Source organism: Kitasatospora sp. NPDC032121 (assembly GCF_055580145.1).
Genome location: NZ_JBVILX010000011.1, coordinates 215,993 through 237,580 on the forward strand (window position 1 = coordinate 215,993; position 21,588 = coordinate 237,580).

Below are 21,588 nucleotides of genomic sequence, written 5' to 3' on the forward strand. Positions count from 1 at the left end.
CGACCGCCCGCGGGGCCGTGCTTGAACCTGACACCGGTGTGAGGTCCAAGCATGGTCCCCATGGCGACCACACAGCTCACAACCCCGGTACCCCACAAGCCCTTTCCACTCCCCGCCCTGCTCGCACTGGCCACCGCGGTCTTCGTCACCGGCCTCACCGAGAACCTGCCGGCCGGCGTGCTGCCCGGGATGAGCGCGGCGCTCGGAGTCAGCGAGTCCGCGGCCGGGCAGACCGTCACCGTCTACGCGATCGGCTCCGCCGCCACCGCGATCCCGCTCAGCGCGGCCACCGCCGGCTGGGGCCGCAAGCGGCTGCTGCTCACCGCGATGGCGGGCTTCGCGGTGGCCAACACCGTCACCGCGGTCTCCACCAGCTACCCGCTCACGCTGGCCGCCCGCTTCCTCGCGGGCGTCGCGGCCGGCCTGGCCTGGGCCCTGCTGGCGGGGTACGCGCGCCGGCTGGTACCGGTCGAACAGCAGGGCCGGGCCATGGCGGTCGCGATGGCGGGCGTGCCGGTGGCGCTGTCGCTGGGAGTGCCGGTCGGCACTTTCCTCGGGCAGGCGCTCGCCTGGTGGGTGCCCTTCCTGGCCATGACGGCACTGGCGGTCGGCGTGATCGGCTGGATCGCGGCGCTGCTGCCGGAGCAGCCCGGGCAGCCGGCCGGCGGGCGGGCGCCGGTCCGGCAGGCGCTCACCGTGCCCGGCGTACGGCCGGTGCTCACCGTGACGGTGCTCTACGTGCTCGCCCACACCATCCTGTACACCTACGTCGCGCCCTTCCTGGACCGGGCCGGCCTCGGCGGCGCCACCGGCACCGTGCTGCTGGTCTTCGGGCTGGGCTCGCTGGCGAGCGTCTGGCTGACCGGCGCCCACATCCACCGCCGGCTGCGGCGGCTGACGATCCTCGGCACGCTGCTGGTCGCGCTGGCGGCGGCCGGCCTCGCCGGGTGGTCCGCCGACGCGCCGCCGGTGTACGTCGCCGCACTGTGCTGGGGCCTGGGCTGGGGCGGCGCCCCGACCCTGCTGCAGACCGCGCTGGCCGACGCGGGCGGGGAGCGGGCGGACGCCGCCCAGGCCGTCCTGGTGACCCTGTGGAACGCCGCGATGGCGGGCGGCGGCGTGGTCGGCGGGCTGGTCCTGAGCGGCCTGGGCACCGGCGCCCTGCCCTGGACGGTGCTCGCGCTGATGCTCCCCGTCCTCGCCGTGGTCACCGCCGCCCGCCGCCACGCCTTCCCGCCCCGGCGTTAGCGCTCCATCAGCCGGTGCACCGCCTCGACCACCTCGGGGGAGGCCTTCGCCATGGAACCCGACGCGTACGGCGGCTGGGGGTCGTACTCGATCAGCAGCTGGATCGCCTGCGCGGTGGTGTCCCCGCTGATCAGGCCGGCCAGCGTCAGCGCGAGGTCGATCCCGGCCGAGACGCCGGCGGCGATGGCGTACTTGCCGTCGATGACGACCCGCTCGGTCCCGGTCGGCTCCGCCCCGTACGCGGGCAGCCGGTCCAGGACGCCCCAGTGAGAGGTGGCCCGACGGCCCTTGAGCAGCCCGGCGGCGCCCAGCAGCAGCGAGCCCGAGCAGACCGAGGTGGTCCAGGTGGTGGTCGCGTCCACCCGGCGCAGCCAGTCGAGCAGTTCCTCGTTCGCGAGCTGCGCCTGCGTGCCGGGCCCGCCGGGCACCAGCAGCAGGTCGGCCGAGTCCACCTCGTCCAGGGTGGCCTCCGCGGTGATCGACAGGCTGCCGACGTCGTTGCGCACCGGCCCCCGTTCGGCGGCGGTGAACACCACCTCGGCGCCGGGGATCCGGGACAGCACCTCGTACGGGCCGACCGCGTCCAGGGTGGTGAAGTCGGGGTAGAGCAGGATGGCGATGCGCATCAGTGACCTCCGGTCGGTTCGGGTCGGAAGCGGCGTCGGTACTCGGCGGGCGGGGCGGCCAGGGCCCGGACGAAGGCGCGCCGCATCGCCTCCGGGGTGCCGTAGCCGCAGGAGCGCGCGATCTCCTCGACGCCGTCGTCGGTGTCCTCCAGCAGCCGCCGGGCGGCCTCCAGCCGGACCCCGTCCACGTACCGGCCCGGGGTCACCCCCACCTCGGCGGCGAAGGCCCGGGCGAAGTGCCGCGGCGACAGCGCCGAGCGGCAGGCCAGGGCCTCCACCGAGAGGTCGCCCTCCGGGTGCTCGGCGATCCACCGCTGCACCTCGCGCAGCGGCTGCCTGGCCGCCACCTGGGCGGCCAGCTGGGTGCTGAACTGGGCCTGGTTGCCCGGTCGGCGCAGGAAGACCACCAGGTGGCGGGCGACCAGCAGGGCCGTCTCCCGTCCCAGGTCCTCCTCGACCAGGGCCAGCGCCAGGTCGATCCCGGCGGTGACCCCGGCCGAGGTGGCGACGTTCCCGTCCCGGACGTGGATCGGGTCCGGGTCCACCTCGACGTCAGGGAACCGCCGGGCCAGCTCCTCGCCGTAGGCCCAGTGGGTGGTCGCCCGGCGCCCGGCCAGCAGCCCGGCCTCGGCGAGCAGGAAGGCGCCGGTGCACACCGACACCACCCGCTCGGCCCGGCCGGCCAGCTCCCGGATCCGGGCCACCAGTGCCGGGTCGGCGAGCTTGGTGCCCTCCCCGCCGGGAACCAGCAGGGTGTGCACCGGCCCGTCCTCGGCCAGGTCCGCGTCCGGCAGCAGCCGCAGTCCGCTGTGGCTGCGCACCGGACCGCCGCCGGGGGAGGCCGTGGTCACCCGGTACGCGTCCGGTTGCCCGGAGGCCTTGCCCGCACCCGCGAACACCTCCAGCGGGCCGGTCACGTCGAGGCTCTGCACGCCCTCGAAGAGGACGATGACCACGTTGCGCGCTCTCATGCGACCAGCCTCCCAACGGGTGACGGTGGCAGCAATGACCTGTTTCCCACCTTTCCTGCCATCCGCCGCGCGGGCGGACGCGGAAACGGCGGGCGGCCTCGGGAAGAAGCAGGCGGACGCGGAAACGCCGGAAGGCCCCTCGCTCTCGCGAAGGGCCTTCCGGCTGTCTGTGCGCCGCCAGGGACTCGAACCCCGGACCCGCTGATTAAGAGTCAGCTGCTCTAACCAACTGAGCTAGCGGCGCCTGCTGACGTGGAGAACATTACCTGGTCAGCAGCCGAAACTCACAATCGGGCCGGAGCGGGGCCCGGCCCGCTCACATGGTCAGCACCACCTTGCCCCGGACGTGCCCGGCGCCGACCAGCCGGTGGGCCTGGGCGACCCGCTCGATCGGGAACGACTCCTCGACCTCCAGCCGCAGCGCGCCGGCCTCCCACAGCTTCACCAGCTCGGCCAGCCGCCCGGCCGTCCGCTCGCCCCGCAGCCCCCGGACGCCCAGCCGCTCGGCGCCCGGGTAGTCGACCACGGTGCCGATCCGGCTCCGGTCGGCGACCAGTTCCACGGAGGCCTCCAGGGCGCCCCGCCCGGCGGCGTCGAACGCCGCGGTCACCCCCTGCGGCGCCACCGCCCGGACCCGCTCGACCAGCCCCTCGCCGTACGCGACCGGCACCGCGCCCAGCTCCCGCAGGTACGCGTGGTTGCGCTCGCTCGCGGTGCCGACCACCGTGGCGCCCCAGGCCCGGGCCAGCTGGACGGCGACCGTGCCGACCCCGCCCGCGGCGCCGTGCACCAGCACGGTGTCGCCCGGGCCGACGCCCAGCCCGGTGAGCGCCACGTGCGCGGTCTGGCCGGAGGCGGAGAGCGAGCCGGCCTGCTCCCAGGGCATCCCGGCGGGCTTGGCCACCAGCCGGCCGGCGTCGACCGTGACCCGGTCGGCCTGGCAGCCCAGCACCCGGAAGCCCAGCACCTCGTCCCCGATCCGCCAGTCGCCGGCGTCCTGGCCGAGGGCGTCCACCACTCCGGCGAACTCGTTGCCGAGGACGAACGGCGGCTCGACCGCCGTCCCCGGCGGGCGGAACCCCTCGCGGATCGCGAGGTCCACCGGCTGCACCCCGGCCGCGTACACCCGCACCCGCACCTCGCCCGGCCCGGGTTCCGGGTCGGGCACCTCGGCGACCCGCAGAACCTCCGGACCGCCGCTCCGCGTCACGGTGACCGCCTTCATCCTGTGCCCACCCCTCTTCGATCGTTCCGATGCCGACGATCCTCCGACCTGAAGTGCACTTGAGGTCAAACCCTTGTTCAGCGTGTCGACAGCAATGGGCGCATTGTCAGATTTATCCTGGACGGCGCTCAGCCGTCCGTCGTCGAGAGGAACCTCCCTGTGGGCCAGCTGCCCCTGTTCTTCCTGGTGCTGCTCGCCTCCGTGGTGACCATGCCGCTCGGACGGAAGACCGGAGTGCCACAACCGGTACTGATGACCCTCCTCGGCATCGTCATGGCGCTCGTCCCGCAGATCCCGGACGTCACCATCGAGCCCGAGCTGATCCTGCCGCTGGTCCTGCCGCCGCTGATCTTCGCGGTGGCCCGGCGCTCCTCGGTGCGTTACTTCAAGGCCAACGCCCGCTCGATCCTGCTGCTGGCGGTCGCCCTGGTGGTGGTCACCACGGTCGCCGTGGCCGGCACCGTGCACTGGCTGCTGCCCACCCTGCCGCTGGCCGCCGCGATCGCGGTCGGCGCGCTGGTCTCCCCGCCCGACCCGGTCGCCGCCGTCGCGGTGGCCGGCAGCGTCGGGCTGCCCCGCCGCCTGGTGGCGATCCTGGAGAGCGAGGGGCTGTTCAACGACGTCACCGCGATCGTCATCTACTCGCTGTCCATCGAGGCCATGGTCAGCGGCGACTTCTCGGCCGGCGACGCGGTGCTGCGCTTCGTGCTGTCCGCGGTGCTGGCCGTGGTGGTCGGCGTCGCGCTCGGCTGGGTCAACACCAAGCTCGCCGAACGGCTGGACGACCCGACCCAGCAGGTCGCGCTCAACCTGCTGGTGCCCTTCGCCGCGTACGCCCTGGCCGAGGAGATCCACGGCTCCGGCGTGCTCGCGGTCGTGGTCTGCGCGCTCTACCTCGCCGAGCGGGCCTCCGACGCGGACGCCGTCTCCTACCGGCTGGTCGGCAACGCCTTCTGGGAGGTGGTCGAGATCCTGATCACCGGCGTCGCCTTCGGCCTGATCGGCCTGGAGCTGGCCACCGTGCTCAAGGAGGCCGGCCGCGGCTGGACCGGTTTCATCGGCGACGCGGCCGTGGTCATCGCCGTGGTCGTCCTGGTCCGACTGCTCTGGCTGCTGCCGGCCGGCTGGCTGTCGAAGAAGCTGCGCTCCGGCGACGACGAGGACACGCCGTTCAGCTGGAAGGAGAGCGTGATCCTCTGGTGGTCCGGCATGCGCGGCGTGGCCACCGTCGCCCTGGCGCTCGCCATCCCGCTCACCCTGCACTCCGGCGAGGACTTCCCCGAGCGCGGCCGACTGGTCTTCATCGCCTTCAGCGTGGTGCTCTTCACCCTGCTGGTGCAGGGCCTGACCCTGCCCTGGCTGGCCAAGCGGTTCGAGCTGGACATCGACCAGGACAAGCACGAGCAGGCCGTGCGCCAGCTCTGGTGGCGGGCCGCCAAGGCCGGGCTCAGGCGGCTCGGCGAGATGGAGGAGCAGGACCGGCTGCCCGCCGAGGTCGCCGACCGCCTGCGGGACCGTCAGCACGACCGGCTGGCCCGGCTCTGCCCGGAGAACTACGCCGAGGAGGAGGCCGCCGAGGCCAGGCTGCGGATGGCCCAGTGGCGGGCCGCCCGGGACGTCGAGCAGGAGATGATCGCCGCCTCCCGCCGCGAGATGCTCGCCGCCCGCAGCGAGCCCGGCGCCGACCCTGAGCTGGTCGACGAGGTGCTGCGCGGACTCGACCTGCGCTCCGAACGGAAGTGACGGGGCGTCCACTCGCCCCGCGGCGCACCGTCCGCGTCCCGCGGGCGCACCGTCCACGCCCCGCGGCGTACCGTCCACGCCCCGCAGCGCACCGTCCGCGCCCGCGGGGCGGAATGTGCGCGACCGGCCCCGGGGTTGCATAGGCTGAACCCGGGCAGGCCGTCAACGGAGTCGGCGCACCACCAGTACCCGCACGACCTCGGCGAACCCTCACGCCTGGCCCTGCCGGTTTCTGCACCCAGATGAATCGAGGACCCACCGATGTCGGAGACCCGCGCCGACGCCCGCACCCCGCTGGACCGCACCCCGCAGTGGGCCGCCCTGGCCAAGCACCGGGCCGAACTGGGCGACACCCACCTGCGTCAGCTGTTCGCCGCCGACCCCGAGCGCGGCCGCCGCTACACCCTCCAGGTCGGCGACCTGCACGTGGACTACGCCAAGCAGCTGGTCACCGACGAGACGCTGGAGCTGCTGCGCGAGCTTGCCGCCGCCACCGGCGTCGCCGAGCTGCGGGACGCCATGTTCCGCGGCGAGAAGATCAACAACACCGAGCACCGCGCGGTCCTGCACACCGCGCTGCGCGCCCCGCGCGGCGCCGTGATCGAGGTCGACGGCGAGAACGTGGTGCCCGCGGTGCACGCGGTCCTCGACAAGATGGCCGCCTTCGCCGACCGGGTCCGCAGCGGCGAGTGGAAGGGCCACACCGGCAAGCCGATCCGCACCGTCGTCAACATCGGCATCGGCGGCTCCGACCTCGGCCCCGCGATGGCCTACGAGGTGCTCCGCTCGTACGCCAAGCGCGACCTCGACGTCCGCTTCGTCTCCAACGTGGACGGCGCCGACCTGCACGAGGCGGTCCGTGACCTCGACCCGGCCGAGACGCTGTTCATCGTCGCCTCGAAGACCTTCACCACCATCGAGACCATCACCAACGCGGTCTCCGCCCGCGACTGGCTGCTCACCGGCCTGCGCGCCGACACCGACGCGGTGGCCAAGCACTTCGTCGCGCTGTCCACCAACGCCCAGGGCGTGCAGGACTTCGGCATCGACACCGCCAACATGTTCGAGTTCTGGGACTGGGTGGGCGGCCGCTACTCCTACGACTCGGCCATCGGCCTCTCGCTGATGATCGCCATCGGCCCGGACGCCTTCCGCGAGATGCTGGACGGCTTCCACCTGGTCGACGAGCACTTCCGCACCGCCCCGCCGGAGCAGAACGTCCCGCTGCTGCTCGGCCTGCTCGGCGTCTGGTACGGCGCGTTCTTCGACGCCCAGGCGCACGCGGTGCTGCCCTACTCGCACTACCTGTCCAAGTTCACCGCCTACCTGCAGCAGCTGGACATGGAGTCCAACGGCAAGTCGGTGACCCGCGACGGCACCCCGGTGGACTGGCAGACCGGCCCGGTGGTCTGGGGCACCCCCGGCACCAACGGCCAGCACGCCTACTACCAGCTGCTGCACCAGGGCACCAAGGTCATCCCGGCCGACTTCATCGGCTTCGCCAAGCCGGTCGCCGACCTGCTCCCCGGCCTGGTCGCCCAGCACGACCTGCTGCTGGCCAACTTCTTCGCCCAGACCCAGGCGCTGGCCTTCGGCAAGACCCCGGAGGAGGTCGTCGCCGAGGGCGTGCCCGCCGAGCTCGTCCCGCACAAGACCTTCAAGGGCAACCACCCGACCACCACCATCCTGGCCGGCGAGCTGACCCCGTCGGTGCTCGGCCAGCTGGTCGCGCTCTACGAGCACAAGGTGTTCGTCCAGGGCGCGGTCTGGAACATCGACTCCTTCGACCAGTGGGGCGTCGAGCTGGGCAAGGTGCTCGCCAAGCGGATCGAGCCGGTGCTGCTCACCGGCGAGGGTGCCGACCAGCTGGACAGCTCCACCGCCGAGCTGGTCGCCCGCTACCGGGCGCTGCGCGGCCGCTGAGCCCGGGTCGGGCCGTCCGCTCCGGCGGGCGGCCCGGTCGGGTCTCTCGGTCGGGTCTCTCGGTCGGGGCCCCGACCGGGGTCTCTCGGTCCGGGCTTCTCGACCCGGGGAGGCGCCGGAAACACCGGAAATGCCGGAAGGCCCTTCGCTCTCGCGAAGGGCCTTCCGGCTGTCTGTGCGCCGCCAGGGACTCGAACCCCGGACCCGCTGATTAAGAGTCAGCTGCTCTAACCAACTGAGCTAGCGGCGCCTGCTGACAGAGAAGACTCTAGCAGCGCCGTGCGGCCGAGCCAAAATCGAATACCGGTCGCCCCGCGTTCACCCCCCGGTCACGACGGCCGACCCTGCGGGAACCGCCGCGCCCGGCTCGCGCGCCGCCCGGACGCAGGCCCAGAGCACCACCGCGGCGCCGGGCAGCCGGGGATCGCGCCGCTCCGGTGCGACGATCCACCGGCCTGCGCCCTGCCCGGGGGAGTCCGGGCTGTTCACCATCCGCTGCAGCGGCGGCACGGTCACCGCGTCGCCCCTGCCGTGGCACAGCAGCGGCGGCACGTCCCGGGCCCACTCCTCCCAGGCCAGCAGCCGGCGCAGCCGGGGCGCCGCGCCCGGCTGGACGAACAGCAGCAGCCGCCCCCGGTGGACGGCCACCGGCCCGCAGCCCGGCCCGGAGGCCCACAGCTCGTCCAGCACCCGGCGGCCGAACAGCGCCGGCATGCTGATCACGTCGAAGGCGCGCCCGCAGGGCAGCACCGAGGGCGCCCAGGGGCGGCTCTCCCACAGGGCGCGCATGCTGCGCGGGTACTCGCTGGCGGAGGCCAGCCAGGCCTCCCCGGCCGCGCCGACGCACTCCATCGACGGGTGCATCACCGACGGGTACACCGCCGACTGCTGCGTCACCGAGTGCCGTGTCACCGACTGCTGCGTCACCGACTGCTGTGTCCAGATCTCCACGGAGAGCAGCCTGCGGGGCGCACGCCCCCGGCGGGGCGGAAAGCACGGTTCGCCGGACAGCGCGGCGGGGGACGGCGTACCCTTCCCCGCCGTGCATATGCCAGAGGCCTGTGCCCGAGCGGCGTCCGTCCGTCCCGCCGTCGGGCGCGGGGCTCAGTCCTCGTGCCGGCGCGGCTGAAGCAGGGTGCGGCCGTACTCGATCATCTTGGCGGCGTAGTCCGGGGTCCAGTCCGCCCGCTGGGCGACCTCGACGTCGGAGAGCGCGTCGAAACGGCGCGGGTCGGCGAGCTGCGCGGCGGCGACCGCCTGGAAGTCCGTGGCCCGCTCGGCGGCCGCCCGGAAGGCCAGGGCCAGTTCCGTGGAACGGCGCAGCAGCTCCGCCGGGTCCTCGATCGACTCCAGATCGAAGAATCGTTCCGGCTCGGGTTCGGCGGACTGCGGCTCGAACAGCAGCTGCACCGGACGCAGGCGCCTGGTGGGCTCGGTCGACTCTGGGGAGTCGGGCATGGACGGACACCTCCGGGTCTCGGGTGGGGGTGGTGGGAATCTGCTCCGGGCCGCGCCGCCCGGTCGTGGCCGCCGTCCATTGTCTCGCGGCGACGGCCGGTAGCGGAACGGTGCGCACGGGAGCGCTATTCCTTGGCACGCGCCGGGCGCGTGCCCTGGGCGCCGCGCATCCGAGCAGCGGGCGAACCGGTTGTCCCGGTGTCACCGCCATCCGCACCACCGGGAGCCCCCATGCGCAGCCGAGCGATCCTCTCCACCGTCGTCCTCCTGGCCGCTCCCGCCCTCGGCCTGGCCGCCGCGGCGCCCGCCGTCGCCGCCGAGACGGCGGTGGTGGTGCAGGGCCCGACGAGCGCCCCGGGCGCCCCGTCGCAGGCGACCTGCCCGAGCGGTACCCACCTGACCGGCGGCGGCTACGTGCTCCCGGCCGGGACCGACGACACCGTGACCCACAACGGTCCGTCCCAGGACGCGACCGGGTGGATCGCGCGGACCGACCACTCGGCCGTCAAGGCCTTCGCCATCTGCGAGACCGAGGACTGACCCCCCCACCGCGGGTGCACCCGGTCTACCCCAGGTGCACCCGGTGGCCGCTCAGGTGGTGCAGCACCTGGTGGTTGGCCTCCCAGCCGTCCGGGAAGGCCACCGGGACGCCCAGCTGCACCGGCTCCGTCGCGGGGTGCTCGTCCAACAGCTCGGCGATCCCGGCCCGGGCCACCACGATGCAGGCGTGCCGGTGCCGGGAGGCGAGCACGCAGAGCCGGCCGGTCTCCAGGTGGAAGGCGGTCGCGTCGGGGCGCCCGGAGAGCGGGTGCAGCACCACGGTCACGTCGTACTCGCGGCCCTGGAGGCGGTTGGCGGTGTCCACCGTGACGGCCGGCCCGTCCGCGCCGTCCACCGGTACACCCGCCTTGAGCAGCGCCGCGCGCACGGCCGCCGCCTGGTCCCGGTGGGCGGTGCCGACGGCGATCCGGTCCGCGGTGAGGGGGCCCTCGCCCTGCTCCGAGTGGGCGGTCAGCCCGCGCTCCAGCAGCCGGCGGACGGTGGCCGCGACGGCCGCCACGGCCTGCGGGTCGGTCCGTACGGTGTGCCGGGCGGGCAGCTCCAGCAGCGCCCAGCCGTGCTCGGCGGCCCGGTCGATCACCGCGTCCAGCGCCGAGCCGTCCGGGCGCACGGCGGCGGTCAGCCGGCGGTCGCCCGGGCCGGTGCCGGAGCGGAACGGCGTGTACGGGTAGAAGGCCCGCGAGATCAGCGGCGCGGCGCTGGCGGGCAGCCGCCAGGACACCGGCAGCCGGTGCGGCTCGATCTCCGGGTTGTGCGCCAGCATGGTGACCACCGCGCTGCCGGACGGGTCGTACGACAGCCCGGCCCACTGCTCGGTGCCGACCACGGTGAACGGGTCCAGTTGGCCCGGGTCGCCGACGAACAGCGCCCGCTCGAACAGCCGGGCCACCGCGAGCAGGGCGTCCGAGCGCATCTGGTACGCCTCGTCGACGATCGCGTGCCGCCACGGGGCCTCGGCGCGCACCCACTGCCACTTGGCCGCGGTGGAGATCACCACGTCGTGCTCGACCAGCTCGGCGACCTTGTCGGAGGGCGTGACGTTGGCGTGCTTCAGCACCTCCGGGCCGGGCCGCGAGTCCGCGGCGTGCAGCCGGCCGATCGTCAGCTCCGGCGCCTTCTCGGCCAGTCGGCCGACCAGGTCGTCCACCTGGCCGTTGGTCTGGGCGACGATCATCAGCCGCTCGCCGGCCCCGACCAGCTCGCGCGCGGCGCGCACCACGAGCGTCGACTTCCCCGCGCCGGGCGGGGAGTCCACCACCACGCCGCGCGGGGCACCGGCCGGCGGATGGACGGTGGCGGCCAGGATCCGCGCCACCGCGGCGTCGGCGGCCGCACCCGGGGCCTGCTCGGGGATCATCGGACTGCTCACTCCCACTCCTCGGAGACGGACGGGGCGGGTACGGGCGCGGCACCGGGCGGACCGCCGTGCGTCCACGGGGTGTCGTCCGGCTCGGGCAGCGGCGCGGACTGGCGTACCGTCAGCTCGAACAGGGTGAAGGTGACCGACTCGCCGGACTCGGGCAGGCTGCCCGGCTCGGGGTCCTTCCGGCGGCCCATGCCGGAGAGCACCCGCAGGGTGAGGGTGCCCTCGGCGGCGTCCACCGCGACGATCTCCGCCTTCTGCGGGGACGGGCCCGCGCCGGCCTCCGGCCGGGGGGACCCCCACACCCGGTGCACCTCCCGGCCCAGGTCCGCGTGCGGACGGTCGGCGGTGCGCAGGGTGACCAGCGGGCGCGGCTTGGGCGAGCGGCCGGTGGTGTCCCAGTCCGGCACTACCTCCGTCACCACGCCGCTGAACGCCTCGCCCGCCAGCCGGTGCTCGGCCATCGCCAGCGGGTCGTCCAGAGCCTCCTGGACGTCGAGCCTGGCCTGCTCGCGCTCGCGCTGGGCGAGCTTGCGGGCTGCGGTGACGGCGTCGTCCTGCCGGGGCTGCGGCGGCTCGCCGGCCGCCAGCCGGTCCCGGTGGCCGGTGTAGGACCAGCGGTCGCCCGTCCAGCGCTCCGCCAGGTGCCCGGCCGGCGGCAGGGCACGCAGCAGGTCCAGGCCCTGCCAGACGTCCCGCCAGGTGGGCAGCAGGATCGTCGCCAGCGCCTCCTCCAGCGCCGTCACCGCGCCCCGGACGGCCGACCGGGCGCGGGCGGCGGCGGCCTCGTCGCGCTGCTCTGCGCTGTGCTGCAGGGCGGCCACGGCGGAGTCGTAGCGGGCGATCGCCGGGGCCAGCACGAACTCGTCGAAGCGGGGGTCGGTGGCCGGGCCGGCCGGCGGGTGCAGCAGCTGCCCCCGGTCGTCCCGGGCGGACTCGGCCAACTCGGCCGCCTGCGCGCCAGTCAGCCCCGGCGGCGGGCGGTGCCAGGCGAGCAGGGCCGCCAGGTGCTGGTCCTCCAGGTGACTCTGGCCGGTCGCCCAGTGCCGGGCCAGCAGCCCCGTCATCGGTAGCAGCAGGGAGGAGCCCGGCACCTGGGCACGGTCGGTGAGGTGGGTCAGCCAGCGGCCGAGCAGCGGCACCCGGACCGGGGCCGGGTACGGGCCGGGCTCCGCGTCCTCGGCGGTGCGGCGGAAGCGGGTCGAGCGGCCGATCAGGGCGAGGTGGCGCACCCCCGCGCCGTTCGGCACGATCAGCTGCGGGGCGTCCGCGCACAGCTCGCGGAACACCTGGGTCTTCTCGCCGGTCTCCGGGTCCTTCTCGGAGCCCTCGATCTGCTCGACGTCCTCGGCGAAGGACTCCAGGTAGGGCAGCAGGTCCGCGGCCAGCTCGGCCAGGAAGTCGAAGCGAAGGGTGCGGTTGAGCGGCTGCGGCACCAGGTGCAGCCGGGGCGCGTCCCGGTCGGTGCCGAGCATCACCGCGAGCGGCGCGCCGGACTCGCCGGCGGCGGTCAGCGGGATCAGCACCATCGGGCGGTCGGACAGGTGCCGGTGCCGGACGGTGGCCAGCGGCTCGGCCCGGCCGCTGCGGACGGCTTCCAGCCGGGCGAGGGTGGTGAGCAAGCTCATGCGCCCGCCTCGCTTCGCTCGGCAGGGGCATTAGCCTGTGCGCGCCTCTTGGTGATTCGCTCGCTCATGCGCCCGCCTCCGCGGCTGCGGGCGCCGCCGTCCTCAGCGCCGCCGTTTCCAGCGCCTCGGCGCGCAGGGCGGCCGCGTAGGCGAGGCGCTCGGCGGCGTCGTCCGCGCCGTCCAGGTCCCCGCTCTTGGTGCCGGCGGCGGCCAGCGCGTCGGCGACCGTACGGATGCTGCCCAGCTCGCCGCGCACGCCCCGGCCGAGCTGCTCGACCCGGTCGCCGCAGCGGGCCTGGGCGCGGCAGTGGAAGCCGAGCTCGCAGGTGGAGAGGCAGTCCGGGCTGTACGCGGCGGGCACCGCCTCGACCGAGGCGGCCAGTCGGCCGGTGCTCCGCGCCGGCGCGCCGGCCTCGTCGGCGGCCAGGTCGAAGTCGGCGTCCGGCGGCAGCGCCTCCAGCAGCCGGCCGATGCCGGTCATCCGGCTCAGCTGGCGCCGGGTGGTGGCCAGTTCACGGCGGACGTCCACGGCCACCGCGGTCGGCCGGTTGCCGAAGTCCTTCGGGCAGACCAGCAGCACGCTGGTGCGCGGGCTGCCCGGCAGCCGCTGCTCGGTGTACGGGTCCTCGGCGAGCGGCTGCCCGGCTGCCGCGGCGGCGGCGTGCTGGAGCGCCAGCACGTACACGGCGGCCTGCCGGGCGGCGGCGCCGACCTTGGCCGGGTCCGCGCTGCCGTCCAGCACCGGGAAGGACTTGATCTCGACCACGGTGCACCGCCCGCCGTGCACCACCAGCGCGTCCGGCTCCAGGTAGGCGGTGCTGCCGGCCACGTCCAGCCGCAGCATCGGGTGGTCCAGCAGCGTCCAGGCCTCCGGGTCGGCGGCGGCCCGGGCCAGGGCCTCGGCCGTCCGGTCGGCGCGTACGGCCGGGCCGGAGCGGTGCAGCAGGTCCGGCACCAGGAGCGGGGCGTGGCCGTCCACCGGGACGCCCAGGTGGTGGCGGAGCGGCTCCAGCAGCGGGGCGTAGCCGTCCGCCTTCAGCCGGGACTCGAAGATCACGCCGCGGGCGATGGCGAAGGGCGACTGGCCGAAGGGGGCGGGGCGGCCGAGCCGGGCCGCCAACGCCGACTTGTCCACCCCGGCCGCGTCGAGCACGGCCCGGCGGTGGCAGCCCGGATTGGCGGCGAGCGCGGCGAGGGAGCGGGCGTTCAGACTGCGCTGCGGGGCCGGTCCGCGCAGCTGCGCGAGCCGCCGGGCGAGCGGCTCAGCGGGCCCGCGGGGCGGGACGTTCGTCGAGACGTTCATGGTGCGGCCCAGTGTCGCATCCGGGTCCGACAATGCGGTGCGGACCGGCCGTTGGACGACATGCCGGACGGCCGGAGCCCCGTTCGAGGGCGTGCGGCCCGGGGCGGCGGGACGGGCCCCGCGATCGTGGCCGCCGCCCGGGTGGGGGATCATGGAGCCCGGTGCTCAATGGTGAGACCGACCGTTGTTGCCACCGCTCTTTCGCTAGGAGCCCCCATGCCCTGCCGCATCGTGCTGGTCCGCCACGGCGAGACCGAGTGGTCCGCCACCGGTCGCCACACCGGCCGCACCGACATCCCGCTGACCGAGGCGGGCCGCGCGATGGCCCGGGCCCTCGGCGCCCGCCTCGCCAAGGCCCCCTGGAACGGCCTGCCGGACGCGCTCGTCTACACCAGCCCGCTCGGCCGGGCCAAGGAGACCTGCGAGCTGGCCGGCTTCGGCGACCGCGCGGTGGAGCGCCCGGAGCTGATGGAGTGGGACTACGGCGCGTACGAGGGCCGCACCGGAGCGGACATCCGGGCCACCGACCGGCCCGGCTGGCTGATCTGGCGCGACGGGGTGCCCGGCGGCGAGAAGCTCTCCGAGGTGGCGGCCCGGGTGGACTCCTTCCTGGCCGGACTCAACGAGGAGCACGGCGTCCCGGACCCGGACACCACCGTGATGCACTGCGCCGACCGGGACGTCGTCCTGTTCGCGCACGGCCACCTGCTGCGCATCCTGGCCGCCCGCTGGCTGGGCCTGCCGCCCGAGTACGCCCAGCGGTTCAAGCTCGGTACGGCCGCGCTCTGCGTGCTGTCCTGGGAGTACGGCGCTCCGGCGGTGGAGGTCTGGAACGACCTGTCCCACCTGGACGGCCTGACCGCCGCGCACTGACCCCGGCGCCCCGCACCTCGGGCGGCTCCGGGCCGTCCGTGACCCCGGCGCCCCGCACCGGGCCTGCGGGCCGTGCCCTAGGCGGCCGCCGCCCTGTCGTAGTCGGTCAGGAAGCTGCGCACCTCGGGCACCGCGACGTGCGGGCGCAGCCGTCCGGCGGTGTCCGCGAGCATGCTCCGGATCCGGGCCGAGCGGACGGCGCCGAACAGCGCGACGGCGGCCGAGCCGTGGTGCGCCGCGCCCACCAGGTCCCCGCGGCCGAGCCGGTCGTGGGCCAGCTCGGCGGTGTACAGCACCCGGTTGCGGACGAAGTGCGGCTTCTGGAGCGTTATCGCCAGCCCCGCCTGCTCGCTGGCCCGGTCCCAGTCGCCGAGCGCCGACCAGCACTGCGACTGGAGGCCGGCGATCTCGGCCTCGCCGAAGAAGGACATCCACTCCGGGTCCTGCTCGGCGGGGCCCCGGTCGAACAGCGCGTACGCCCGGCCGAGCGCGCGCTCGCAGGAGCCGCGGTCCTGGAGCAGCGCCCAGGCGCCGGCCTCGCGCATGGTCAACAGGGCGAGCAGCCGCTCGGAGCCCAGATCCCGGGCGGCGGCCTGCCCGGCCTGGGCGGCGCGCAGCGCCTCGCGCGGCCGGCCGGCGTCCCGGGCCAGGAAGGCGCTGTTGCAGAAGACGTGCGCCTCCAGGGCGGAGTCCCCGGCCATCCGGGCGGTGGCGAGCGCCTCGGAGTAGAACGAGCGGGCGTCCGCGAGCCGGTTCGAGTCATGGGCCAACCAGCCGACGGAGATGGCGAGTTCACCCGCCCCGGCCTGCAGCCGGCGCTCCGTCTCCTCGGTGTACTCGCACTCGTTGAGCAGCACGTACGCGTTGCGCAGCGACTGCCCGGCGAGCTCGTACAGGGCGTCGGCGCCGTGCGCGTCGTCGGCCAGCCGGATCTCCCGGACGGCCTGTTCGACGCCGAGCACCTCGGCGGCGCCGACCCGGCGCATCGTCGCCACCGGCCCGGGCCGGCCGGGCACCAGCGGTTCGCCGCCGAGCAGTGACGGTGCGGCGAACTCCGCACCAGGAAGGGCGCCTTGACCGGTGAGCGCACCGGCGGAGCCGTCGGCACGGGCCGGCAGGCCGGCGGCCGCGACCGGTCGGTCGATGCCGATCACGGTGGCCAGCGCGGTGGTGCCGCCGGCCAGGAACGTACGGCGACGCACGTCGTCGTTCTCCTCGTCGAGATTGGGCGATCCATCGGGCCCCCGGGGCGCCGTCCCGGGGAGCGGCCACGAGGGTCCTTCCGGAGCGGCTGGATCCGCGTACGGCGAGGCAGCGTACGGGAGTTGAGTGGAGAGTGGTGAGCGCGGGGCGGGCAGGGGCGGGAACGTCGGGTGGAGCGGAGGGGGTTCGCTCCGCCCGCCGGGTCGGTCCGCCAAGCGGCGGCGGACGGAGGTCCGGGAGGCGAAGCCGAGGTCGGCGAGCGTGCGGTCCGGCCACATGTGCCGGAACACCCGCTCGTAGGCGTAGTTGGGGCAGCGGATCTCACCGGACTCGACCCGACCGACGTAGCGGGCGTCGCAGGACACGTGCTCGCCGATCTCGCGGGCGGCCCTGCGGACGGCCGTGGCGAACTCGCCGGGTGAACGGTCGCCGCGCAGCGCGCGCATCACGGTGTTGGGGGTCGGTCGGTTCGGCTCGGCCGGTGGGGTGGCTGCCATGGCGCCGAGAGTACTCGGAGTTACCGAGCGGCCACATTCGGTTTGCAGGACATCTGCCGTCAAACCCGGGCGAAGCGGGCGATGTTGCGGGATATCCGCCATGAAATGCCATGGCTTGCTGTAATGCGCCCCGTGGCCCGCGGTGCGCCCGCCGCGTTGTCCTGGTACGAGGAAGAAGCCCATGCCGTCGCCCGGCCCGTCCCAGGCCGGCGGTCCTCCCAACGGCTGTGCTTCAGGACCCGACGAGGTACAGGAGAGCCCATGATGGCCACCGGACTGCCGCAGTGCCGCCCCGTCCGCGGGGGAGTACTGGCCGGCGCGTCCCCCGCCCTCCTCCCCGAACCCGCCGACGACCGGATGCCCGGCCGGGCACCGGTCGAGGGCGGCCGCATCCCCCGCGGTGGCCACCGGCGCGAGCGCACCACCCCGGACGAGGGCATCCTCGTCACCTCCTGCGACACCGTGACCGTCGCCCTGCGGCACGGCCTGGAGGCCGTCGACATCCTGAGACTGCGCCGCGCCTGCGGAGCCGTCCTGCAGAGTCGCAACGGCAGCACCGTCTCCTTCCTCGTCCCGGCCGGCACCTGGGAGACCTGGCACCTGCCCGGCAGCTCCTGTACCGCGGGCGCGCTGGTGCCCGCCGCCACCGACCCGCGCTGGGTGATCCCGCCCTCCGGCGCCGTCCGCACCGCGCGCCCCACCGACGCCTGGGTACTGCGCTCCGCCCTCTGCGAGGCCGCCTGCACACTCACCGCGGGCGGCCTCGGCCCGTTCTAGCGGCCTCGGCCCGTTCCGGTGGTCCCGGCCGTTCCAGCGGATGTGCCGCGTGGAGACCGCCGGGCCCGCCGACCTCCGTCCGGATCCCCGCGGCACGCCCCTGACCTGTGGGTGTTCCACTCCGGCGGCGATAATGGCCGGCATGGGACGAAGCAGCAGAGCCGCCCGCGGCAGTGAACCGGCGGCCATCACCGGACCGGGCGGACGCACCCACGCCCAGGGCCCGCTCAGCCGCCCCGTCGGCTCCGGCCTCGCCGAGCTGCGCCCCGACCGCGACCGCCCCGCCGCCTGGTCGCTGCTGATCGACGGCGCCCCGCAGTCCCTGGTCGACCTCGCCGACCCCACCCACCTCGGCTTCGAGTACCAGCGCCGGCTCGGCCACCTGATCGACCTGGTCGCCCCGCCCGGCCGCCCGCTCACCGTGCTGCACCTCGGCGGCGGCGCCCTCACCCTCGCCCGCTACACCGCCGCGACCCGGCCTCGCTCCCGCCAGCAGGTCGCCGAGATCGACACCGCGCTCACCGAACTCGTCCGCACCGAACTCCCCCTGGAGCGCGGCTGGCAGATCAAGGTGCGCGGCGCGGACGCCCGCAGCGTCCTGGAACGCACCCCCGAGGGCAGCGTCGACCTGGTGATCACCGACGTCTTCTCCGGCGCCCGCACCCCCGCCCACTGCACCACCGTCGAGTTCACCACCCTCGCCGCCCGGGCCCTCGCCCCCGGCGGCTGGTACACCGCCAACATCGCCGACGGCGGCGCCCTGCCCTTCGCCCGCTCCCAGGTCGCCACCCTCGCCGCGGTCTTCCCCGAGCTCTGCCTGATCGCCGACCCCGCCGTGCTGCGCGGCAAGCGCTTCGGCAACCTGATCCTGGCCGCCGCCCATACCCCGCTGCCGATCGCCGACCTCACCCGCCGCGCCGCCTCCGACTCCGCCCACGCCCGGGTCGAACACGGCCGCGCCCTCACCGACTTCGCGACCGGCGCCACCCCGGCGACGGACGCCACGGCGGCCCCGTCCCCGGAACCGCCGCCGGGCGTGTTCCGCTGACGGCCCGCCCGGGGTCGTGCCGGGCTCCGTCCTCGCCCTGCGTGGCCCGGGGGCGGGGTCCGGTACGGGCGGGTGCCGGCGTCGCTCCGGCCGCGGTCGCCGGGGCGCCCAGGCCGGAAGCGCCGATCCGGCCCTTCTCACCCATCGGTCCACCGGGCGAGCCGTCTGCCGTCATGCCTCTCGGGGGTTCGCGAGGTCCCTCGTCCGCCCTTGTCCGCCGGTCGGGCGGCCCGCCGAAAAACCGTTGGCGGACGACGGGATCGCGGCCGACAATGACGCTGCCGTCCGGCCGCCGACCCGAGGGGGCGTCATGGAGATCAGACCGGCCAGGCCGGAGGAGGCCGCGCTGCTCACCGGCATCGCGCTGCGGGCCAAGGCGTACTGGGGCTACGACGAGGCGTTCATGGCGGCCTGCCGGTCGGAGCTGACCGTGGACGCGGACGTGATCGAGCGGTCGGTCACGGTGGTGGCCGAGGCCGACGGGCAGGTGCTGGGGTTCGTCTCGCTGTCCGGCGCGCCGCCGACCGGGTCGTTGGACCAGCTCTTCGTCGAGCCCGAGTGGATCGGCCGTGGCGTCGGCCGCGCGCTGTTCGAGCGGGCTCGGGGCCTGGCCGTGGCGCTCGGCCTGCGCCGGCTCACCATCGACTCCGACCCGAACGCCGAGCCGTTCTACCTGGCGATGGGCGCCACCCGGATCGGCAGCATCCCGTCCGGCTCGATCCCGGGCCGTGAACTCCCGCTGCTGGCCCTGGACCTGGAAGCGTCCTAGGGGCCCAAGGCCTGTCTCTGTGACCGATGCCGGAATCGCCCCGTCCGCCGTCGCCCTGCGTGGGCGCCGGAGGGGTGCTGGTGGGCCCGGCAGCGTTGGAGTCCACCGAGGCGGTCCAGCCGATGTCGTCGTCGGCGTCCGCCTCGGCCGGTACGGCCGCGAGGACCCGACGCCCCGTGCCGTCGGCCGCCCACCGCAGCAGCCGCTTGTGTGCGGTCCGGAACGACCCCGACTCCTCCGGCAGGCCCCGCCATGGCGAGCACGTGCCGTACTGCCACCCGATCGCTTCCTGCGGGCGGCGATGCTCCGCCCATCGCCGCCCGCGGACCGGATCGGCCGGCATCAACGGCTCGATCCGGTCCCGCATCGCATCACCGATCACCCACCCGATCGTTCCCGGGGCCGTGACGCCGCCGCTCGGCGGGCCCGGGAGCGCTCAGTGTCCGCTGGGCAGTCCGCGGTGCTTGCACATGGCCGCTCCGGTGAGCAGCAGTCCGGCGGCGATGGGGGCGAGGACGGCGGTCGCGGTGGCGGAGCCGTGGCCGGAGATGGCGGCCGTGGCGGTGTCGACGACGGCCGGCGTCTCGGGTGGGCCGCCGCGGCCCGGTGCGGTGGGCGCCGTGGGGTCCGCCGCCCTGTCCGGCTCGGCGATGGGGCCGGTCCGGTCGGCGGCGATGACCACCGCCTCCTGGACCAGCGGTTCGGCCGCGGCCCCGCGCTGCCGGGAAAGGGCGGGAAGGGCCGCGTCGGTGCGGCGTCGGGCCGGGTCGGACAGGTCGGCGGCCCCGCCCTCGCGGAAGACGCGGGGGCCGTCGGGCCGGGCCCGGGCGGGGTCGGTGCCGAGCAGACCGGAGGCGAGCGCGAAGGCGTCGGGGACGGCCGCCCGCTGGCCGGGCAGGGGCAGGCCGCCGGCCCGGATGCGTTCCTGGAGGGTGCCGCCGACCGCCCCGGTGACTCCGGTGACTCCGGTGATCCCGGGGAGGTCCTCGACCGGGCCGTCGCCGGTCGGCCTCCCGGTGGGCCCGGGGGAGTGGTTCGGCGGCACGCCCGTCGAGGGGCCGGACCCGACGGGGCGTTCGGCTGACTGCCCGTCGAGGGCGGGACCGTCGAGCGCCGGCCGGTCGAGTACCGGCCGGTCGAGTTCCGGTGCGGCGTGCGGTGCGCGGCGGACGGTGGGTCGGGCCGGGTCCGGCAGCGGGTCGACGGTGGCCGCGTACGCGGGGGCGCCGAAGCCCCAGAGTTGCGCGAGCAGGGCCCCGGCGGTCGCGACGACGCGGGGGCGGGGCAGCCATCGGGCGATCCCGCGGCGGGCACCGGCGACGCCGCCGGGGGCGGGTTCCTGGGGCTCGGTCGCGTGATTGGCTCGCACGTGAATCGAGAACGAGCCGGTGGGCGGTGAGGTCACGCCCGCCGTCACGGACAGTCATCGCACGGGTGGCCCCGGGGCCGGCGTTCCCGGGGCCACCGACCGCGCGGCGGTCAGGAGTTGGGGCGCAGGGTCCAGGTGACCGTCATCACGCCGGTGACGGCGCCGTCGGCGCGGGTGATCTCGACGGTGACCGGGAACTCGGGGCGCTCGCCGGCGTCCAGCTCGGCGACGACCTCGGCGGCCGGGCGGCCGAGCACGGCGGTGGCGGTGACGTCGCCCATGGCGAGCTTCTTGTACGCGATCTCGGCGTTGACGGCGAGCGGCACGGCCCGGGACAGCTGGTCGCCGAAGGCGGCGAGCACGATGCAGCCGCTGGCGGACTCGGCGAGCGTGAACATCGCGCCGGCGTGCGGGCCGCCGACGTGGTTGTGGTACGCGGGCTGGTCCGGGAGCCGGAGGACCGCGCGCTCCGGGGTGGTCTCCAGGTACTCCAGCTTGAGGGTGTGCGCCATCGGCACGGTGTCGTCGAGCAGCTTGCCGATCATGGGTGTGGTCATGGTGTTGATGTTACTAGTCAGTAGCTTCCGGTGGCAGGGGTCGACCTGAAGCCGACCGGTCGGGCACGTGTGAGGGAGCGCACATCCGACTGGGAGGGTGGGCAACTGAGGCCGTGCACAGCTGAGGGAGTGCGAAAACGCCTGAGGGGCCGATCTCTTGAAGAGATCGGCCCCTCAGGCTCTGGGGTGAGTGACGGGACTCGAACCCGCGGCCACCTGGACCACAACCAGGTGCTCTACCAACTGAGCTACACCCACCATCTGTCCGGTCCGTTCCCGCTCTCGCGTTCCCGTTCCGACAGGAAGAACTCTACAGGATCCGAGAGGGTGCTCGCGCCAGGGTTCCGTCCCGGCGAACGCGGGCACCCTCTCCGGTCCTCCGGCGGGGGTTCCGACGGGGGTTCGGCGGGCGCGTCCGGGCGCTGCCGCCGGGCAGGTGCGGGGCG

Annotated in this window: 19 protein-coding genes, 3 tRNA genes and 1 pseudogene; 8 read left to right on the forward strand and 15 right to left on the reverse strand. The window is 75.0% G+C overall.

Features of this window, described 5'->3' with window-relative positions:
* The first annotated feature begins 60 nt into the window (after positions 1-60).
* On the forward strand, positions 61-1,248 hold the full coding sequence (locus ACZ5OX_RS26000; protein WP_465633375.1) for an MFS transporter: 1,188 nt from the start codon (positions 61-63) through the stop codon (positions 1,246-1,248).
* Here ACZ5OX_RS26000 and ACZ5OX_RS26005 read toward each other — a convergent pair.
* From ACZ5OX_RS26005 to ACZ5OX_RS26020, 4 genes are all read right to left on the reverse strand, one after another.
* Complete coding sequence (locus ACZ5OX_RS26005) at positions 1,245-1,874, reverse strand: DJ-1/PfpI family protein (RefSeq protein WP_465633377.1); 630 nt, start codon at positions 1,872-1,874, stop codon at positions 1,245-1,247. The two genes, ACZ5OX_RS26000 and ACZ5OX_RS26005, sit on opposite strands and share 4 nt — an antisense overlap.
* The gene (locus ACZ5OX_RS26010) at positions 1,874-2,845 is read right to left on the reverse strand and encodes a GlxA family transcriptional regulator (RefSeq protein WP_465633379.1); all 972 of its coding nucleotides are present in this window, start codon (positions 2,843-2,845) and stop codon (positions 1,874-1,876) included. The genes ACZ5OX_RS26005 and ACZ5OX_RS26010 overlap by 1 nt, the downstream gene beginning before the upstream one ends.
* A 170-nt stretch (positions 2,846-3,015) precedes the next feature.
* A tRNA-Lys gene (locus ACZ5OX_RS26015) sits at positions 3,016-3,089 on the reverse strand.
* Between the two features lie 72 nt (positions 3,090-3,161).
* On the reverse strand, positions 3,162-4,070 hold the full coding sequence (locus ACZ5OX_RS26020; RefSeq protein WP_465633381.1) for an NADP-dependent oxidoreductase: 909 nt from the start codon (positions 4,068-4,070) through the stop codon (positions 3,162-3,164).
* A 159-nt stretch (positions 4,071-4,229) separates the two neighbouring features.
* Between ACZ5OX_RS26020 and ACZ5OX_RS26025 the strand changes: the two genes are divergently transcribed.
* Together ACZ5OX_RS26025 and pgi are read left to right on the forward strand one after the other, a co-directional pair.
* Positions 4,230-5,813 (forward strand): Na+/H+ antiporter, encoded by a 1,584-nt coding sequence (locus tag ACZ5OX_RS26025; RefSeq protein ID WP_465633383.1) that lies wholly within the window; start codon positions 4,230-4,232, stop codon positions 5,811-5,813.
* Between the two features lie 261 nt (positions 5,814-6,074).
* Entirely contained in the window at positions 6,075-7,736 is a 1,662-nt protein-coding gene (gene pgi / locus ACZ5OX_RS26030) for a glucose-6-phosphate isomerase (protein WP_449808793.1), read from the forward strand.
* A 176-nt stretch (positions 7,737-7,912) separates the two neighbouring features.
* Here the strand turns inward: pgi and ACZ5OX_RS26035 are convergent.
* The 3 genes from ACZ5OX_RS26035 to ACZ5OX_RS26045 form a co-directional block, all read right to left on the reverse strand.
* Positions 7,913-7,986, reverse strand: a tRNA-Lys gene (locus ACZ5OX_RS26035).
* Between the two features lie 68 nt (positions 7,987-8,054).
* Positions 8,055-8,600: a bifunctional DNA primase/polymerase gene (locus ACZ5OX_RS26040; protein ID WP_465633452.1), complete on the reverse strand. Its 546-nt coding sequence runs from the start codon at positions 8,598-8,600 to the stop codon at positions 8,055-8,057.
* A gap of 240 nt (positions 8,601-8,840) precedes the next feature.
* On the reverse strand, positions 8,841-9,194 hold the full coding sequence (locus ACZ5OX_RS26045; RefSeq protein WP_449789594.1) for a hypothetical protein: 354 nt from the start codon (positions 9,192-9,194) through the stop codon (positions 8,841-8,843).
* A gap of 231 nt (positions 9,195-9,425) precedes the next feature.
* Between ACZ5OX_RS26045 and ACZ5OX_RS26050 the strand changes: the two genes are divergently transcribed.
* A complete protein-coding gene (locus ACZ5OX_RS26050; protein WP_465633386.1) occupies positions 9,426-9,734 on the forward strand; it encodes a hypothetical protein in 309 nt (102 codons plus the stop codon).
* 25 nt (positions 9,735-9,759) lie between these two features.
* Here ACZ5OX_RS26050 and ACZ5OX_RS26055 read toward each other — a convergent pair whose 3' ends face one another.
* The 3 genes from ACZ5OX_RS26055 to ACZ5OX_RS26065 all read right to left on the reverse strand — a co-directional run bounded on the left by ACZ5OX_RS26055 (position 9,760) and on the right by ACZ5OX_RS26065 (position 14,049).
* Positions 9,760-11,112 (reverse strand): AAA domain-containing protein, encoded by a 1,353-nt coding sequence (locus ACZ5OX_RS26055; RefSeq protein WP_465633454.1) that lies wholly within the window; start codon positions 11,110-11,112, stop codon positions 9,760-9,762.
* Between the two features lie 8 nt (positions 11,113-11,120).
* A complete protein-coding gene (locus tag ACZ5OX_RS26060; protein WP_465633388.1) occupies positions 11,121-12,746 on the reverse strand; it encodes a hypothetical protein in 1,626 nt (541 codons plus the stop codon).
* Between the two features lie 64 nt (positions 12,747-12,810).
* On the reverse strand, positions 12,811-14,049 hold the full coding sequence (locus ACZ5OX_RS26065) for a hypothetical protein (RefSeq protein WP_465633390.1): 1,239 nt from the start codon (positions 14,047-14,049) through the stop codon (positions 12,811-12,813).
* Positions 14,050-14,265: 216 nt separating this feature from the next.
* Between ACZ5OX_RS26065 and ACZ5OX_RS26070 the strand changes: the two genes are divergently transcribed.
* Positions 14,266-14,922 carry a histidine phosphatase family protein gene (locus tag ACZ5OX_RS26070; protein WP_465633392.1) on the forward strand — a complete coding sequence of 219 codons (657 nt, stop codon included), beginning with the start codon at positions 14,266-14,268 and terminating at the stop codon, positions 14,920-14,922.
* 77 nt (positions 14,923-14,999) lie between these two features.
* Here ACZ5OX_RS26070 and ACZ5OX_RS26075 read toward each other — a convergent pair whose 3' ends face one another.
* The gene (locus ACZ5OX_RS26075) at positions 15,000-16,622 is read right to left on the reverse strand and encodes a tetratricopeptide repeat protein (protein WP_465633394.1); all 1,623 of its coding nucleotides are present in this window, start codon (positions 16,620-16,622) and stop codon (positions 15,000-15,002) included.
* Between the two features lie 261 nt (positions 16,623-16,883).
* Between ACZ5OX_RS26075 and ACZ5OX_RS26080 the strand changes: the two genes are divergently transcribed.
* The 3 genes from ACZ5OX_RS26080 (at position 16,884) to ACZ5OX_RS26090 (ending at position 19,216) form a co-directional block, all read left to right on the forward strand.
* Complete coding sequence (locus tag ACZ5OX_RS26080) at positions 16,884-17,399, forward strand: hypothetical protein (RefSeq protein ID WP_465633396.1); 516 nt, start codon at positions 16,884-16,886, stop codon at positions 17,397-17,399.
* A gap of 142 nt (positions 17,400-17,541) precedes the next feature.
* Positions 17,542-18,447: a spermidine synthase gene (locus tag ACZ5OX_RS26085; protein ID WP_465633398.1), complete on the forward strand. Its 906-nt coding sequence runs from the start codon at positions 17,542-17,544 to the stop codon at positions 18,445-18,447.
* Positions 18,448-18,757: 310 nt separating this feature from the next.
* Positions 18,758-19,216, forward strand: coding sequence for a GNAT family N-acetyltransferase (locus ACZ5OX_RS26090; RefSeq protein WP_465633400.1), 459 nt, complete (start codon positions 18,758-18,760; stop codon positions 19,214-19,216).
* A 62-nt stretch (positions 19,217-19,278) separates the two neighbouring features.
* On the opposite strand, the pseudogene ACZ5OX_RS26095 reads toward ACZ5OX_RS26090, so the two are convergent.
* From ACZ5OX_RS26095 to ACZ5OX_RS26110, 4 genes and pseudogenes are all read right to left on the reverse strand, one after another.
* Positions 19,279-19,583: pseudogene (locus ACZ5OX_RS26095) on the reverse strand (transposase); the annotation flags it as partial.
* Between the two features lie 69 nt (positions 19,584-19,652).
* Positions 19,653-20,585 (reverse strand): hypothetical protein, encoded by a 933-nt coding sequence (locus ACZ5OX_RS26100; protein WP_465633402.1) that lies wholly within the window; start codon positions 20,583-20,585, stop codon positions 19,653-19,655.
* 110 nt (positions 20,586-20,695) lie between these two features.
* Positions 20,696-21,142: a DUF4442 domain-containing protein gene (locus ACZ5OX_RS26105; protein WP_465633404.1), complete on the reverse strand. Its 447-nt coding sequence runs from the start codon at positions 21,140-21,142 to the stop codon at positions 20,696-20,698.
* A 182-nt stretch (positions 21,143-21,324) separates the two neighbouring features.
* Positions 21,325-21,400, reverse strand: a tRNA-His gene (locus ACZ5OX_RS26110).
* Positions 21,401-21,588: the final 188 nt, after the last annotated feature.